Consider the following 14,851-nt stretch of genomic DNA (forward strand, 5'->3'; position numbering starts at 1 on the left):
CCGTAATTCAACCTGGAAATCGGGGCAGGGTTGGGTCCGTTGGCGGGCAAGGTCTGGCGTTTCGGTTTGATGGGGTATACGGCCCAATCGGCCAATGTCATGTTGTGTTTGTCGGCTTTGGGGTCGGTCTTGTCCAAGATGGGCTATCCGGTCAAGGTCGGTGAGGCTGAGGCAGCCGCTCATCAGTCTTATGCCAATCAGCATGCCAGTGCCGCACAGCAGGCCCGATCCCGCTCCTGACTCCACTGCCTCTCTTTCTCTCAACTTATACAAACGCCCTCTCCCCCTATTACCTCGGGCGTTTGTATTTTTATTCCCTCATCAGTAATATACTCCCTTCAGAATCCGCATGGCCTTTTTCAGGAAAAGCCATTAATCCTGCTTGGCAAATGATCAAAACATCAAACGCTGTCTCTGCCAGACTGGTGCCGAAGCGTTGTCTTACAACCAGTAAAATGACAAAAACGAACGAAAAAGGAGAAACAGTTTGCTGTATAGTGTCTTGAAAATGATCGTCGATGCCGCCACAACCATACTGGGCGGTGTATTTCTTCTCCGCTTCTGGACACAAATTGTTCGTGCACGACCGCCCCTGCAAATCGCCCACCTTCTTTTCCTGTTGACTGACTGGCTCATCAAGCCCTTGCGGAAAGTCATTCCCGGCTGGGCCGGATACGACTGGTCGACTTTGCTTGCGGCTATTCTAATGGCCGTTATTTCCGCTTTGTTTGATACCTGGCTGATCAATTACTTTTCAGCAAAAATCGTGCTGTTTCTGACAATGCTTTCCCTCTTGAACTGGGTTATTTATGGATTGATGGGACTGCTGATCATTGAGGCCATTTTCAGTTGGGTCAACCCCTATAGCCCGATTGCGGCATTTGTAAAAGATATGAATAGACCGCTATTGCACCCGATCAGGCGGATTCTTCCGACATTCGGCGGTTTCGATTTTTCTACCCTGATCGCATTTTTTCTGCTTCAGATCCTCTCCAGAATCATCACCAACCTTATTCTGTCGAATCTGATATGAACGTACTGTGGCTGTCGAAAACAAAAGAAGGGTACCGGATTGCCGTACAAGTCATTCCGAACGCGAGAAAATCCGAAATTGTATCCAGTGAAGGAGAAACGCTGCGTATCCGTTTACAAGCGCAACCTGTCGATGGAAAAGCCAATGAAGCCTTGGTTCAGTTGCTGGCGAAAAAGTTGCGCGTGCCCCGCAAACAGGTAAGCATTACACATGGTCTGGCGAACAAACGTAAACTGCTGGAAGTGATTGTTTCCGATCGCTCACAGGAAGATATCGTAAAACAGCTTCAGCCTGCCTGAATAAATACTAGGTGATCCAGAATTCGAACGGAACAGTTCGGGAAATCAAACCTCCCGTTTTCTCAAGCTTTTCCTGATAACGGGCCCAGTTGAAAAACGGGCCCGGATCGGTTTTCCTTTCAGGCGCAATATGCTGGTGTCCTGTCACCGCTTGAAGAGGATAACGCTGGCACAAAGCTTCTGTCAGTAAAACCAGGGTATCGTATTGGGCCGCCATAAACGGCTCGTAATCGGTTCCCTCAATTTCAATACCAATGGAAAAATCGTTACAGCCCGTGCGTCCGCGATACGAGGAAACGCCTGCATGCCATGCCCGTTTTTCAGTAGAGACAAACTGGATCAACGCACCGTCTCGGTCAATCAGAAAATGCGACGATACTTTCAGCGAACGCAACTGCTCGAAAAAAGGATGGCGGTTACAATCCAGACGGTTGAGAAACAAATCCACAATACAATGACCACCGAACTCACCGGGGGGCAAGCTGATATTGTGAATAACAAGCAAATCAATCGTCTGATTCAGGGGACGCTCATTCTGGTTCGGCGAAACCAGCCGTTTTGCCTCCTGACACCAGCCTTCCTTGTCGATATTCATATGCATACACTTTCAGGAAACAGGATCTTCATTTAAAACCATTTTCTCTGTTCTTTCAAATGATTCTGGAAACCGTGGGACTTATTTATATAAACCAAGACAAGACGATTACTCCGATCTGTGCAAAATCCTGCAGGATGAAACGGTCATATACGCTTATGAACACGTTTTCCCGGACGAAGAAGTCCGCCTCTAGCCTGACAGGCAGCGGCAACGCACTGGTCAGACAGGTTTGGAATGGGCACATCCTTAAATCTGCCGGCGAACTCATCGGCCAACCCGGGCTTACCCTGCAAAAATGAGAGAGGAAAGAGGTGTATGAAATCGGTTATCTGTTCAACCGGAATTTCCGGGCTAAGGGCTATGCCACTGAAGCCGCATCAGCCTGCAAACGATATTGTTTTGACGTTCCGGAGTGCAGGGTGGTCTGTTCCATTATACGAGACAATAATATTCCCTCTCAGAAAGTTGCCGTCAAAAACGGCATGAAAAAGATCGGCGAGACGATCAAGGATGGTTACAAGCTGAAAATGCTCCATTGTATTTATCGGTCCTAAAAGACGAAAGCGACTTGAGCCGTCCCGTTCAGGAAAACGGCGGCATTGTAATTTCAACAATTCTCGTCGGTCAGTAAGGACAAAAAAGCGATATCTCCATTATTTGTTTTGCGACCTCCATACAACAGATTTTTCACCAAAAAACCTGTCTGTAAACCAATCCAGTTTCCTGCTTGTATTTTCAAAACGAAACGATAGCCTTAATAAGTAACATTTTCAACCGGATGAAAACCAGGTCAATTCATACCGGACATATTGTTCTCTGTCGAAATTACCTACTATCGCAGATGGTGTCAAAGTCCAGATGCCCGGCACAATCCTCTTCGATTTAACGCGGAAATACGTGGATAGGACAATTACTGTCGATAAAAACAGATCAAAAAAGCGATCGTAACCTGACTGGACGAACAGAAAATTCTGGCTGAAGGGGCTGGAGCCTTGTCATTCGCCGCTATCCAGAACCGTTTGATTCCCGTAAAGGGAAAATGTTGTCCTCATCGTCTCTGGGGAAACATGGACAATGGCCTTGTTCTAGGCGCTGCCCGAAGAAGCCCAAGATGAATGAAAAACAACATGCCGTGAGAAAATACGTTCTGATGCCGTATCGGCCCCAACAACTCCCGGCCAACGACATAAAGTGGACATTTACAGATTCCGGGTCAACAATTATTGATGTGACAGAATCTAGTGTTTTGAAAAGTAAGCTGCCTTGTGTTCCCGGCAGCAGAATATTTTTCCGGAATGCACCAGGGCTTCCGAGTCCGGAATATAAATTCCGCATTCTTCACAACAGACCATATGCTCCACCTCATCGCGCCGCTGAATATGCGGACGCGAAGGAGAGAGAGGATTTTGAAAAGGACTCTCACTACGCTGAAGATGCTGGCGAATGATGAAAATACGGGAACTCCGCCGCAGTTTCACGATAACGGCGACAACAACCAGCACCAACACAAGCAACCACATCCAGGCCATTTTCTTTCTCCGCTTCAAAGTCCAGGCAACCTTTCCCTGACTGTTTTGACGACATTTTATCAGGGTATCACCGAATCGTTCGTCATATAATGGACAGGAAACCATATCAGGCCAAACTCATTTTATTCAAGCTTTTTCAATCATGTCCACCATCAGTGACCATCTGCAAGAAATCCGGCAGCGTATCCAATCAGCTGCCCGGACAACCGAACGCAATCCTTCGACCGTGCATTTGCTGGCCGTTTCAAAGACACAACCCACAAACGCCATCCTTGAAGCCGCCGATGCGGGCCAAAAAGCTTTTGGGGAAAATTACGAACAGGAAGCGGTCAGTAAAATCCTTGCCATTCGCGCCAGCCGGCCGGATCTGAAACTGGAATGGCACTTTATCGGTCCGATTCAGAGCAACAAAACCCGTTCCATTGCTGAACATTTCGATTGGGTCCACTCCGTGGATCGCGAAAAAATTGCCAGACGACTTTCCGATCAGCGACCGGCTGCTCTGGCGCCCTTAAACATCTGTCTTCAGGTCAACATCAGCGGTGAAGCCAGTAAAAGCGGCATTCATCCGGAAAATCTGCTCGGCATGGCCAAAACCGTTTCCGCAATGCCGCGTTTGAAACTGCGCGGTTTGATGGCTATTCCTGAACCGGAATCCAGTCCCGACCGACAGCGCGAGCCTTTCAAAGCCATGAAAGTACTGTTCAATCAACTACGCAAGGCCGGATACGATGTGGATACGCTGTCCATGGGCATGTCCGATGATATGGACGCAGCCATAGAAGAGGGAGCCACAACCGTACGTATCGGCACTGCCATTTTCGGTAAAAGAAATTATTCTTCGCGAAAGGACTCCAGATAATGAAATTTTTTGAAGGTTTCGTAAAAGCGGCCCTGTTTATTTTTTGCGTCTGGCCAGAAAACCGATCAGTGGCGTAACGATAGGACTGAAACGCCGCCATGTCTTGAAAAGGACGGTTGCCGATACCAGCCATGAAATCAGCCGGCGGGGTTTGATCGCCAGAAAAGACAAGGCAAGCGTACCGATAAAGAGCGGTTTTTTACGGATATGACTGAATCCATTCCATATGTTCAGCCCTTTCATGACGAAATCGGGCATTTGCATCGCGGACAAAACCTCGACTGCCAGCTTTTCCCGTAACAGCGCACTCTGGACTAGCAGTTCCGCTTTGCGCTGTGTCAATTTTCTGGTTGATTTGGCCATGATGTGAAATGCCCCGGTTATTATGCAGAAGGCGTCAGACGGTCGATATCTTTCGCTATTTCCTGACGAGTCAATTCAAACAGTTTCGGTTTTCTGCTGAAACTGCGTCGCACCCCTATGGCGATAACACATGCTATCGCACCAAAAAAAACCATTAACCCGACAATTGCGGCAATACGATACGTATCCCAGCAAAGCACGATAATCAGAATGACGGCAAGCAAAACCGTCAGGGCAAGACAAAACAATGCCGACAGGGACAGTAACAGATACGCAAGAAGCCGGATCCATTCTTCTTCCAGCTCGATTGCCGCCAATTCACATCGGGTTTTCAGGATGGCAAGTACCGTACTTGCCACCTTTGCAAAATTATCGACCACTGCCATACGCGTGTCTGGCTTACTTCTTCGACCGGGCAATCAGAAGGCCAACCAGAACGCCAACGGCAGCGACAATCCCGGCCGCTTTCCAGGGATGCTCTTTCGCGAATTCCGCTGTGCATACTGCCGCATCCTTCGCTTTGGTTACCACAACCTCTTCCAGTTCCTGGAGAGCGAATTTGGCATCGGTAATGGTCGACTCCAGCTTTCTTTTGGCGTTCTGATAACTCTCACTTCCCTGATGAGTACTGTTTTCCAACACTTTTTCAGCATCGCTGATAATCGACTTCAGACTGCCCATTATTTTGCCGCCGGATTGTCCGGCATTTTCCAGAATTTCCATATCCTTTTCCTTCCAGTCAAAGTTGAGTGAAAAGCCACTTTCCATCCATAAACGATTTAACAGACAAACACGACAATTACCAAAATTTCATGGCCTTTTCACAGGATAAACCTTAACGCAACATATAGTCCAGCGCAATGCCTGCAAATATAAATGCCCCCAACCAGTTGTTGTGCCGGAATGCCTGAAAACAGCCATCCCGATCCCGGTTTCTGATCAAGCGGAAATGATAAACGACACAAAAGAGTGCGCCACACCATCCCGCAAAGAACCAGCCTCCAAACTGGAGCTGCCAACCGGCAAACAAAGCAATCGACATCATTATGAGATAGCAGAACATGACAGCCAACACATCGAAACGGCCGAAGGTAATGGCGGAGGTACAAATGCCGATCTTCAAATCGTCGTCACGGTCTACCATGGCATATTCAGTATCGTATGCCAGAGCCCAGAAGACATTGCCTAATAACAAAAGCCATGCGATCGGCGGAACCTGATTCTGGACGGCAGCAAAAGCCATCGGAATACCGAAGCCGAAAGCGATACCCAGATAAGCTTGAGGCAAGGCGAAAAAGCGTTTGAAAAACGGGTAAGTCCCGGCGATCAGAACTGCTGCGACTGATAGACCGATCGTCAAATTGTTCAAGGGCAATACGAGCAGAAAAGACAATGCAGACAAGACAACAGCCACCCAGATTGCCTCGGACGGTTTCAATTTTCCGGACGTCAGGGGACGTTTCGCTGTTCTTTTGACATGCCGGTCGAAATCCCGGTCTGCAAAATCATTGATGGCGCAACCGGCTGAACGCATCAATACGGTACCGAGACAGAAAATAACGACAAGCGTAACGGACGGCTTTCCTTCCGCGGCAATCCACAAGGCGCACAGGGTAGGCCACAACAACAACAAGGTACCGACCGGCTTGTCCATCCGGATCAGACGCAAGTAAAGCAAAAAACGGTTTTCCATGGCGTTTTTCCTGTTATGTAACCGACGTCAGCAAGGCGCTTCTCCGGTGGGATTCAAATATTCAGGAATTCTTCCCTGTAATCGAGCCAGCGTGTCAAGTGCGCTGTCATGATTTTATCTGAATCCGGGAAACGCTTTGTCAAAAGCGCCTCTGCAAGACTCGCTGCTTTTTCGATCAGCTCTCCATCCTTTTCAAGATCGGCAAACCGCAACATGGCCTGCCCCGATTGCCGGGAGCCCAGAAACTCCCCGGGTCCCCGAATCTCAAGATCGCGTTGGGCAATAATGAATCCGTCATTCGTTTCACGCATTGTCCTCAACCTTTGCCGGGCGGTTTCACCCAGCGGTTTCTGATACATGAGGAGACAGACACTGTCTACATCACCACGGCCAACGCGCCCTCTTAACTGATGAAGTTGCGACAGTCCGAAACGTTCGGCATGTTCAATGACCATTAGAGACGCATTCGGCACATCCACGCCCACCTCAATAACGGTTGTGGCAACGAGCACCTGAATTCGGCCATCCACAAAATCCGACATGACACGCTGTTTTTCCACCGGTTTCATCCGCCCATGCACCAGCCCGACGGATAATCCTTTCAAGGCATCCGCCAGGACCGCATGGGTATCAACCGCTGTCTGAAGCTGGAGGCTTTCGGATTCTTCAATCAACGGACAAACCCAATAGACCTGACGTCCGTCCAGGGTTGCCGCATGTATCCGTGCGATTACCTCATCTCTGCGTTCCTGATCGATCAGCCTTGTGACGACCGGTTTTCGCCCCGGAGGCAAACCGGCAATAACCGACACATCCAGATCGGCGTAAAACGTCATGGCCAGCGTCCTCGGAATCGGTGTGGCACTCATCATCAATTGATGGGGAATGGCTGAATGAAGGTCTCCCTTGTTACGCAGAACAAGCCTCTGGCCGACACCGAAACGATGTTGCTCGTCCACAATGACCAACCCAAGATTTGCGAACCGGACAGCATCCTGGATCAGGGCATGCGTTCCAATAACAAACTGCGCCTGCCCAGTCTGAATCATGGATAAGGCGGCATCCTTTTCTTTCTTTTTCATGCTGCCGCTTATCCCTATTACAGAGAGCCCAAGAGGTTTCATCCAACTGGACAATCGTTCAAAATGCTGCTCGGCCAGTATTTCCGTCGGCGCCATCATCGCGGCCTGAAAACCATTATCGATTGCCAGCAAGGCGGCAATCGCCGCCACAACCGTTTTCCCGCTACCCACATCGCCCTGAAGCAACCTTTGCATCGGGAATGCCCTGCCCATATCCTCTCTTATTTCCGCTAACACTTCTTGTTGTGCATGCGTCAGAGCGAACGGCAGACTCCGTACAAACCGTTCCGTCAGCTCTCCTGTCTTTTCCAGAGGATGGGATTTCTGACGACGTCTGGCAATCTGCGCACGCCGCATCGACAACTGCTGCGCAAGGAGTTCATCGAATTTCATACGTTTCCATGCAGGATGGGAACGGTCGAGCAATGCATTTTCATCAACGCCGGCAGGCGGATTGTGCAAAAACCGGATAGCGTCGGAAAAAAGGGGCAACTCCAGTTCCGCAAGCAACGCTTCCGGCAAAGTGTCGGACAAATCCAGCCGTTTCAGGACAGCGCCGATTTCCTTGCGCAAATAATTCTGCGATATGCCGTCACATGTGGGATATACCGGTGTCAGTGCGACAGGAAGCGGGGTGCTTTCATCCACAATACGGTAGGCGGGATGAATCATTTCGACACCATTGTATCCCTGTCTCAACTCGCCACGTACACGGATCCGTTTTCCTACGGCAAGCTGTTTTACCTGGCTGCCATAAAAATGAAGAAACCGTAGAACAAGCTGGCTTGTTCCATCCGAAACAAACACGACGAGTTGCCGCCTGGGGTGATACTGGATTTCAGAGGCCGTCACCACTCCTTCGACCTGCGCATGCCCTATCCGGCGAAACAGCGCTTCCGCAATATTCGTCAGTTTCGTTTCATCTTCATAGCGTGACGGCAAATGAAGCGCTGTCTCCATATCCGTCCGTATGCCCAGACGTTCCAGTTTATTCATGATCGTTTGAAAACAGCTGCCTGATAAGGGTCCATCCACACTCCTTCCGGCAATATTTTTTAAAATTCATCGGTAACTTATTTTCCCAAACATTTCTTTAAGCATGTTAAACCGTTATCATCGTATCTGGTTTTTCATCACAAACAGGTCATTCATTCCGGACAGAAACGACTATGAAACTGACACGCCGTTGCGGCATTCTGCTTCATCCCACTTCTCTGCCGGGCCCTTTTGGATCCGGCGATTTCGGTCGCAATGCCTATTATTTTGTAGACTGGCTCTCATCTGCCCGCCAGTCATTGTGGCAAATGCTTCCGCTCGGCGACATCGGCGCCGGCAACTCCCCCTATATGAGCCCATCCGCTTTTGCCGGAAATGTTCTTTTGATCGGACTTGATGCGCTTCGTGAGGCCGGCTGGCTGAAAGATGAAGAACTGGTTCCAGACGCTTCTTTCGAAGAGTATCGCGTCAACTTTCCGGCCGTTATTGCTTTCAGAATATCCCGACTGAAACTGGCCGCCAGCCGCTTCCGGGAGTCCGCCAGCGAACAGGCGCGCCTCGCTTTCGAAAATTTCTGCGACAAAACCGGATTCTGGCTGCAATCCTATGCGCTTTTCAAAACAATCAGCGAGGTATATGGCGCCATCTGGCAAGAGTGGCCCAAACCGCTCGCGAAACAGCAGCCTGCCGCAATCGACGCGTTTGTATCCGGACACCCTAATGAAATCCATTTCTGGAAATTCTGCCAGTGGTGTTTCCACGAACAATGGACAGCCCTGCGTTCCTACGCTCACTCCAAAGGAATCGATATTATCGGTGATGTCCCGATTTTTGTCTCTTTAAACAGTGCGGACGTCTGGGCAAACCCGGAACTGTTCGATTTGGACAGTTCCGGCTATCCGCTTGCTGTTGCGGGAGTTCCTCCCGACAAATTCAGCGATAGCGGTCAGCACTGGGGCAATCCCTTGTATCACTGGAACAGGCATGCCGAAACCCGTTATGACTGGTGGCTGAAACGCATGAAACACATGATGGATACCTACGACTATATCCGGCTCGACCATTTCAGGGGGTTTCAGGCATACTGGGCCATTCCGGCGGATACCGAAATTCCTGCCGAAGGGAAATGGATGCCCGGCCCGGGAAACGCGTTTTTCGATGCAATGAAAAAAGAATTCGGGCCATTGCGTTTCATTGCCGAAGATCTCGGTGTAATCACTCCCGAGGTCAATGAGCTCCGGAAGAAATACGAATTGCCGGGCATGCGCATTTTGCAATTCGCTTTCGATCGCAATCCTGCCAACCCTTACCTTCCCTACCATTACAATCACGATACGGTTGCCTATACCGGCACACACGACAACGACACCATCAAGGGATGGTGGAATACCTTGCCCGAGCAAGATCGCGATTTCGCGCGGCGTTATTTGAGTGTCAGCGGGGACTGGATAAACTGGGACCTGATCCGGGCCGCCTGGGCTTCCACGGCCGCACTTGCCCTGACACCTTATCAGAATATCCTCGGACTGGATTCTTCTGCGCGAATGAACCGGCCTGGAGAAAAAACGGGATCGTGGGAATGGCGTTTTGCCTGGAAACAGGTCGAATCCTGGCCTTCCGCTTATCTGGCTGAAATAACGGAAATTTACGGACGGTCTTATTCTCGGTAATAAACACGGCTATACTGGCGATTTTTCAGAACATTTCATTCCCGGTTTTATTCGCCGTCTTCACAGACGAACTTTTTTATGTACTCACTTTCCGATTTCGATTTCGAACTGCCGGAGGAATTAATCGCCCAATTCCCTCTGGAAAAACGCAGCGCTTCGCGTCTTTTGATTGCCAGAGATGAAAAACTGGCCGATTCCCGTTTCGATCATCTGATCGATTATCTGGACAGGGACGACCTCCTGGTGTTCAACAACACAAAAGTATTGAAAGCCCGATTCTTCGGAGCCAAAAAAACCGGCGGAAAAATCGAAATACTGATCGAACGCATTCTCGACAACCGGACGGCACTGGCAAAAATCCGGGCATCAAAATCGCCAAAAGAAAACAGTCTCCTTCTTATTGATGATGAACTGGAAGTAAGTGTAAAGGGAAGGGAAGGAGAATTTTATGTACTGCATTTTCCTTCCGATCTGTTCTCCATTCTCGACCATCATGGACATTTGCCACTGCCGCCCTACATTGCAAGAACCGCCGACGCATACGACGAGAAAAGATACCAGACTGTCTTCGCCAAAGAGCCTGGCGCGGTAGCGGCCCCGACCGCGGGCCTGCACTTCGATGAGGAACTGATGGGAAAACTGGAAGAAAAAGGGATCCGGTCAGCTTATCTTACCCTGCATGTCGGTGCGGGAACGTTCCAGCCTGTCAGAAGTGAAAATCTGGATGAACATAAAATGCATACAGAGTGGTATACCATCCCACAAGAAACGGTATACGCCGTCAAAACCGCCCGGGAAAACAAACGCAAGGTGGTGGCAGTGGGAACAACCAGTCTGCGCGCACTGGAATCCGCCTCGCAAACCGGACAACTGGTGGCAGGGAGCAACGAAACATCGCTGTTTATCACTCCTGGATACCGGTTCAACACAGTCGATTGGCTGGTGACCAATTTCCACTTGCCGAAATCGACTCTTCTGATGCTGGTTTCCGCTTTCGCCGGATATGAACTGATCCGCAAGGCTTATGCGCATGCCATTTCGCAACAATACCGCTTTTTCAGTTATGGCGATGCCATGCTGCTGCAATGCCGAACCGGAAATTCCGCCTGAGTTAACGACAAAAAAGACATGCTTGAATTCGAACTTGTAAATACTGACGGGAACGCCAGAAGAGGGCGCCTGAAACTGGCCCACGGCACGGTCGAGACACCTATTTTCATGCCGGTTGGCACCTACGGATCGGTCAAGGCAATGTCTCCGTCGAACCTGAACGACATCAACGCCCAGATTGTACTGGGAAATACCTTTCATCTCTGGCTGCGCCCCGGGCTCGACATTGTCCGGCAGTTCGGTGGATTGCATCAGTTCATGGGCTGGAACCGCCCGATATTGACCGATTCAGGCGGATTTCAGGTTTTTTCGCTGGGAGCCATGCGGAAAATCAGTGAAGAAGGCGTTAAATTCGCTTCCCCAATCGATGGAAGCCGGCTTTTTCTGTCTCCGGAAATTTCCATGCAGATCCAGCATGTTCTGAATTCCGATATCGTCATGCAGTTCGACGAATGCACGCCCTACCTGATTAACGACCGGCCTGCGAGCAAAGACGAAGCGGCCCAATCCATGCGTCTGTCTCTGCGCTGGGCACAACGCTCGAAACAGGAATTCGAAAATAACGCAAATCCCAATGCCCTTTTCGGTATTGTACAAGGGGGCATGTATACCGATTTGAGAGACGAATCTCTCGCCGGACTGACCGACATGGGTTTTCACGGCATAGCCATCGGCGGCCTTTCAGTAGGTGAACCCAAGGATGAAATGTTCCGGATACTGAAACACATCGGCCCCCGTCTGCCGGACAATCTGCCACATTATCTGATGGGCGTCGGAACGCCCGAAGATCTGGTAGCCGGCGTTGCCAGTGGCATCGATATGTTCGACTGTGTCATGCCGACCCGGAATGCCCGAAACGGCTGGCTGTTCACACGATTCGGCGATATCCGGCTACGCAATGCCCGGTACAAGGACGACCGGCGTCCTCTGGATGAAACTTGCCAGTGTTACACATGTCGTCATTTTTCCCGTGCTTACCTGCATCATCTGAATCGTGTCGGCGAAATTCTGGGCGCCCAGTTAAGTACGATTCACAATCTGCATTATTACCTGCAGCTGATGAGTGAAATGCGGAAGGCCATTGAAACAAACCGTTTTGCCGAATTTACTGCACAGTTTCATGCGGAACGACAAAGAGGCTTCTGAACAAAGTTCTTATGATGGAAAAATGATGGAACTCAACTTTTCAAATTGTTGTATTGCCGGGTTCCGTTGCCCAAAACCCCGGATTTTGCCAATTGAATGTCCGTTTTCCTTACAAACGGCACAAATGCATGAAAACCGGGCACATGGTGCTAGAATCCTGAGTTAAAACCCAATCCGAACTGGAGAATACATGTTTATCACCAATGCTTACGCCCAATCCGCTGCCTCCGGATTCTCGCTGGACAGTATAGGAAGTTTTCTTCCGATTCTACTCATGTTCGTCCTGTTGTATTTCCTGATGATACGGCCACAACAGAAAAAACAGAGAGAACAGCGTGACATGCTAAGCGCTTTGTCAGCAGGCGACGAAGTCCTCACAGCGGGTGGTATTGTCGGAAAAATCACGAAAGTATCCGAGAACTTTATCACACTGGAAATTTCTGCGGGAACGGAAATCATCATCCAAAAAGCCTCTATCGTTTCCCTGCTTCCCAACGGCACTATCGAAACACTCTGACAAGCACGACATTGCAACCGTCTTTTTGCCTGCATCAGATCAATGCATTCCGACGTTAAATCATGAATCGTTACCCACTTTGGAAATACCTCCTTATCGTTGCCGCCATTCTGTTCGGCATCATTTACACCCTGCCGAACTTTTTCGGGGAATCGCCTGCCGTTCAAATCAGCAGCATACGGTCTACTGTCAAGATCGATACACAAATGATGAATCAGGTAGAACAAATCCTCAAAGACAACAATGTCCCGGTCGACGGCATTTATTTTGACGCCAGCGGCATGCATTCGACCGTCAAGGTTCGTTTTACGACTACCGACACCCAGTTCCGGGCAAAAGAAATCCTGGAAAGCAAACTGAATTCCAACCCGGACGATCCGACATTCAGCATCGCTTTCAACCTGTTGCCCAACACGCCGCAATGGCTCCAGAGCCTGCACGCTCTGCCGATGTATCTGGGTCTCGATCTTCGGGGCGGGGTTCATTTTCTCATGCAGGTCGATGTGGAAGCCGCCATCAATTCCAGAATACAGGGGCTCCAGATTTCCGCCCGAAATCTTCTCCGGGAAAACAACATCCGCTACTCCGGACTGGTACGCGCCCGCGATTCGGTTGAAATGCAATTCAACGATCCACAGACACGCCAGCGCGCGGAAAAAGTACTGAAGAGCCAGATGTCCGACATTACCGTGCGCGAAGAAACCGGCAGCGACAAACTGATCCTTACCCTGAGTCCGGAAGCCATCAAGCAAGTGAAAGAAAACAGTGTCAAACAAAACATTGCGACCCTTTCCAAACGGGTTAACGAACTGGGCGTCAACGAACCGGTGATCCAGCAGCAGGGAGCCGACAGAATCGTCGTCCAGTTGCCGGGCGTTCAGGATGTTTCCCGCGCCAAGGACATTATCGGCCGAACCGCTACCCTCGAAGTACGGATGGTAGACGAATCCATCACGCGCGGTACGGAAGAAAGTGTTGCCGTTCCGCTGGGATCGGAACTCTTCAGACAAGGCAAGGGCACGCCGGTCATTCTTTACAAGGAACCCGTTTTAACCGGTGAATATATTTCGAATGCTTCCGCCAGCTTCGATCAGTATCAGCAACCTGCCGTCAGCATCGATCTGAATGGCGACGGTGGCCGGAAAATGCGCCAGGCAACCCGCGGAAAAATCGGCAAACTGATGGCGATTGTCCTGTTTGAAAAAGGCAAGGGAGAAGTGTTGACCGTTGCCTCGATTCGTGACGAACTCGGTTCCAAATTCCAGATTACCGGCATGGATACGCCGGAAGCGGCGACCGATCTGGCACTCCTGCTTCGTGCCGGTTCCCTGGCAGCGCCCATGCACATTATCGAAGAACGGACTATCGGGCCTCAATTGGGTGCTGAAAACATCACCAAAGGCTTTTTCTCGACCCTGTACGGTTTCGTTGCCGTTTCAATATTCATGATTCTGTACTATCTGGTTTTCGGTTTTTTCAGCGTTATCGCCCTGTCGGTCAATGTGCTGTTGCTGATTGCCATTCTGTCGCTCATGCAAGTCACCCTGACCTTGCCCGGCATCGCGGCTATTGCACTGGCGCTCGGTATGGCCATTGACTCGAATGTACTGATCAATGAGCGCATACGTGAAGAGTTGAGAGCGAACAGCAGCCCGCAATCTGCCATTGCCAACGGTTTCGGACATGCATGGGCCACGATTCTGGATTCCAATGTCACGACATTGATCGCCGGTCTCGCCCTTCTGATATTCGGATCGGGCCCTGTCCGCGGTTTTGCCGTCGTGCACGTCATCGGCATCATGACCTCTCTGTTTTCCTCGGTCTTTGTTTCCCGTGGGCTTGCCAATCTCTGGTATGGAAGAAGAAAGAAACTGACCTCCCTGTCTATCGGACAGATATGGAGACCTGCCGACAACGCCGGCATCAAGAAGTAATAAAAGAACAGAACCTATT

Annotated in this window: 17 protein-coding genes; 10 read left to right on the top strand and 7 right to left on the bottom strand. The window is 50.1% G+C overall.

Annotated elements, in window-relative coordinates; translation table 11 throughout:
• Positions 1–30: 30 nt before the first annotated feature.
• The 3 genes from OFAG_RS00005 to OFAG_RS00015 all read left to right on the top strand — a co-directional run bounded on the left by OFAG_RS00005 (position 31) and on the right by OFAG_RS00015 (position 1,332).
• The gene (locus OFAG_RS00005) at positions 31–240 is read left to right on the top strand and encodes a hypothetical protein (RefSeq protein ID WP_040719244.1); all 210 of its coding nucleotides are present in this window, start codon (positions 31–33) and stop codon (positions 238–240) included.
• Positions 241–487: 247 nt separating this feature from the next.
• Positions 488–1,033 carry a YggT family protein gene (locus OFAG_RS00010; RefSeq protein WP_005878575.1) on the top strand — a complete coding sequence of 182 codons (546 nt, stop codon included), beginning with the start codon at positions 488–490 and terminating at the stop codon, positions 1,031–1,033.
• A complete protein-coding gene (locus OFAG_RS00015; protein WP_005878573.1) occupies positions 1,030–1,332 on the top strand; it encodes a DUF167 domain-containing protein in 303 nt (100 codons plus the stop codon). Before OFAG_RS00010 ends, OFAG_RS00015 begins: the two co-directional genes overlap by 4 nt.
• 7 nt (positions 1,333–1,339) lie before the next feature.
• Here the strand turns inward: OFAG_RS00015 and ampD are convergent, their stop codons facing one another.
• Positions 1,340–1,933: a 1,6-anhydro-N-acetylmuramyl-L-alanine amidase AmpD gene (gene ampD / locus OFAG_RS00020; RefSeq protein ID WP_005878567.1), complete on the bottom strand. Its 594-nt coding sequence runs from the start codon at positions 1,931–1,933 to the stop codon at positions 1,340–1,342.
• A gap of 308 nt (positions 1,934–2,241) precedes the next feature.
• On the opposite strand from ampD, the gene OFAG_RS14500 reads away from it, so the two are divergent.
• The gene (locus OFAG_RS14500; RefSeq protein WP_196806209.1) at positions 2,242–2,484 is read left to right on the top strand and encodes a GNAT family N-acetyltransferase; all 243 of its coding nucleotides are present in this window, start codon (positions 2,242–2,244) and stop codon (positions 2,482–2,484) included.
• A 684-nt stretch (positions 2,485–3,168) separates the two neighbouring features.
• Here the strand turns inward: OFAG_RS14500 and OFAG_RS14505 are convergent.
• Positions 3,169–3,564 (bottom strand): PP0621 family protein, encoded by a 396-nt coding sequence (locus OFAG_RS14505; protein ID WP_051346978.1) that lies wholly within the window; start codon positions 3,562–3,564, stop codon positions 3,169–3,171.
• Between the two features lie 37 nt (positions 3,565–3,601).
• On the opposite strand from OFAG_RS14505, the gene OFAG_RS00035 reads away from it, so the two are divergent.
• Positions 3,602–4,321, top strand: a complete 720-nt coding sequence (locus tag OFAG_RS00035) for a YggS family pyridoxal phosphate-dependent enzyme (protein ID WP_005878565.1) — start codon at positions 3,602–3,604, stop codon at positions 4,319–4,321.
• Between the two features lie 36 nt (positions 4,322–4,357).
• Here the strand turns inward: OFAG_RS00035 and OFAG_RS00040 are convergent, their stop codons facing one another.
• The 5 genes from OFAG_RS00040 to recG all read right to left on the bottom strand — a co-directional run bounded on the left by OFAG_RS00040 (position 4,358) and on the right by recG (position 8,455).
• Positions 4,358–4,684: a hypothetical protein gene (locus tag OFAG_RS00040; RefSeq protein WP_005878563.1), complete on the bottom strand. Its 327-nt coding sequence runs from the start codon at positions 4,682–4,684 to the stop codon at positions 4,358–4,360.
• Positions 4,685–4,704: 20 nt separating this feature from the next.
• Positions 4,705–5,070 (bottom strand): phage holin family protein, encoded by a 366-nt coding sequence (locus OFAG_RS00045; RefSeq protein WP_005878561.1) that lies wholly within the window; start codon positions 5,068–5,070, stop codon positions 4,705–4,707.
• Between the two features lie 13 nt (positions 5,071–5,083).
• Positions 5,084–5,407 (bottom strand): ElaB/YgaM/YqjD family protein, encoded by a 324-nt coding sequence (locus OFAG_RS00050; RefSeq protein ID WP_020994644.1) that lies wholly within the window; start codon positions 5,405–5,407, stop codon positions 5,084–5,086.
• 112 nt (positions 5,408–5,519) lie between these two features.
• Positions 5,520–6,377, bottom strand: a complete 858-nt coding sequence (gene ubiA, locus OFAG_RS00055) for a 4-hydroxybenzoate octaprenyltransferase (protein WP_005878558.1) — start codon at positions 6,375–6,377, stop codon at positions 5,520–5,522.
• 53 nt (positions 6,378–6,430) lie between these two features.
• The gene (recG, locus tag OFAG_RS00060; protein WP_020994645.1) at positions 6,431–8,455 is read right to left on the bottom strand and encodes an ATP-dependent DNA helicase RecG; all 2,025 of its coding nucleotides are present in this window, start codon (positions 8,453–8,455) and stop codon (positions 6,431–6,433) included.
• Between the two features lie 119 nt (positions 8,456–8,574).
• Between recG and malQ the strand changes: the two genes are divergently transcribed.
• From malQ to secD, 5 genes are all read left to right on the top strand, one after another.
• A complete protein-coding gene (gene malQ / locus OFAG_RS00065; protein WP_261798473.1) occupies positions 8,575–10,125 on the top strand; it encodes a 4-alpha-glucanotransferase in 1,551 nt (516 codons plus the stop codon).
• 78 nt (positions 10,126–10,203) lie between these two features.
• A complete protein-coding gene (gene queA, locus OFAG_RS00070; RefSeq protein WP_005878552.1) occupies positions 10,204–11,235 on the top strand; it encodes a tRNA preQ1(34) S-adenosylmethionine ribosyltransferase-isomerase QueA in 1,032 nt (343 codons plus the stop codon).
• An 18-nt stretch (positions 11,236–11,253) separates the two neighbouring features.
• Positions 11,254–12,381: a tRNA guanosine(34) transglycosylase Tgt gene (gene tgt / locus OFAG_RS00075; protein WP_005878549.1), complete on the top strand. Its 1,128-nt coding sequence runs from the start codon at positions 11,254–11,256 to the stop codon at positions 12,379–12,381.
• Between the two features lie 190 nt (positions 12,382–12,571).
• The gene (yajC, locus tag OFAG_RS00080) at positions 12,572–12,898 is read left to right on the top strand and encodes a preprotein translocase subunit YajC (protein ID WP_005878547.1); all 327 of its coding nucleotides are present in this window, start codon (positions 12,572–12,574) and stop codon (positions 12,896–12,898) included.
• A gap of 62 nt (positions 12,899–12,960) precedes the next feature.
• Entirely contained in the window at positions 12,961–14,832 is a 1,872-nt protein-coding gene (gene secD, locus OFAG_RS00085; protein ID WP_005878544.1) for a protein translocase subunit SecD, read from the top strand.
• The last annotated feature ends 19 nt before the right edge of the window (positions 14,833–14,851 follow it).

It is taken from the genome of Oxalobacter paraformigenes (assembly GCF_000158475.2).
Lineage (GTDB): Bacteria > Pseudomonadota > Gammaproteobacteria > Burkholderiales > Burkholderiaceae_D > Oxalobacter > Oxalobacter paraformigenes.

Coding starts and splice junctions, on each gene's coding strand:
- OFAG_RS00045 (WP_005878561.1), bottom strand. CDS start 5,070: ATGGCAGTGGTCGATAATTTTGCAAAGGTGGCAAGTACGGTACTTGCC.
- ampD (WP_005878567.1), bottom strand. CDS start 1,933: ATGCATATGAATATCGACAAGGAAGGCTGGTGTCAGGAGGCAAAACGG.
- ubiA (WP_005878558.1), bottom strand. CDS start 6,377: ATGGAAAACCGTTTTTTGCTTTACTTGCGTCTGATCCGGATGGACAAG.
- OFAG_RS00040 (WP_005878563.1), bottom strand. CDS start 4,684: ATGGCCAAATCAACCAGAAAATTGACACAGCGCAAAGCGGAACTGCTA.
- yajC (WP_005878547.1), top strand. CDS start 12,572: ATGTTTATCACCAATGCTTACGCCCAATCCGCTGCCTCCGGATTCTCG.
- OFAG_RS14505 (WP_051346978.1), bottom strand. CDS start 3,564: ATGGTTTCCTGTCCATTATATGACGAACGATTCGGTGATACCCTGATA.
- queA (WP_005878552.1), top strand. CDS start 10,204: ATGTACTCACTTTCCGATTTCGATTTCGAACTGCCGGAGGAATTAATC.
- OFAG_RS00015 (WP_005878573.1), top strand. CDS start 1,030: ATGAACGTACTGTGGCTGTCGAAAACAAAAGAAGGGTACCGGATTGCC.
- OFAG_RS00035 (WP_005878565.1), top strand. CDS start 3,602: ATGTCCACCATCAGTGACCATCTGCAAGAAATCCGGCAGCGTATCCAA.
- secD (WP_005878544.1), top strand. CDS start 12,961: ATGAATCGTTACCCACTTTGGAAATACCTCCTTATCGTTGCCGCCATT.
- tgt (WP_005878549.1), top strand. CDS start 11,254: ATGCTTGAATTCGAACTTGTAAATACTGACGGGAACGCCAGAAGAGGG.
- OFAG_RS00050 (WP_020994644.1), bottom strand. CDS start 5,407: ATGGAAATTCTGGAAAATGCCGGACAATCCGGCGGCAAAATAATGGGC.
- recG (WP_020994645.1), bottom strand. CDS start 8,455: ATGAATAAACTGGAACGTCTGGGCATACGGACGGATATGGAGACAGCG.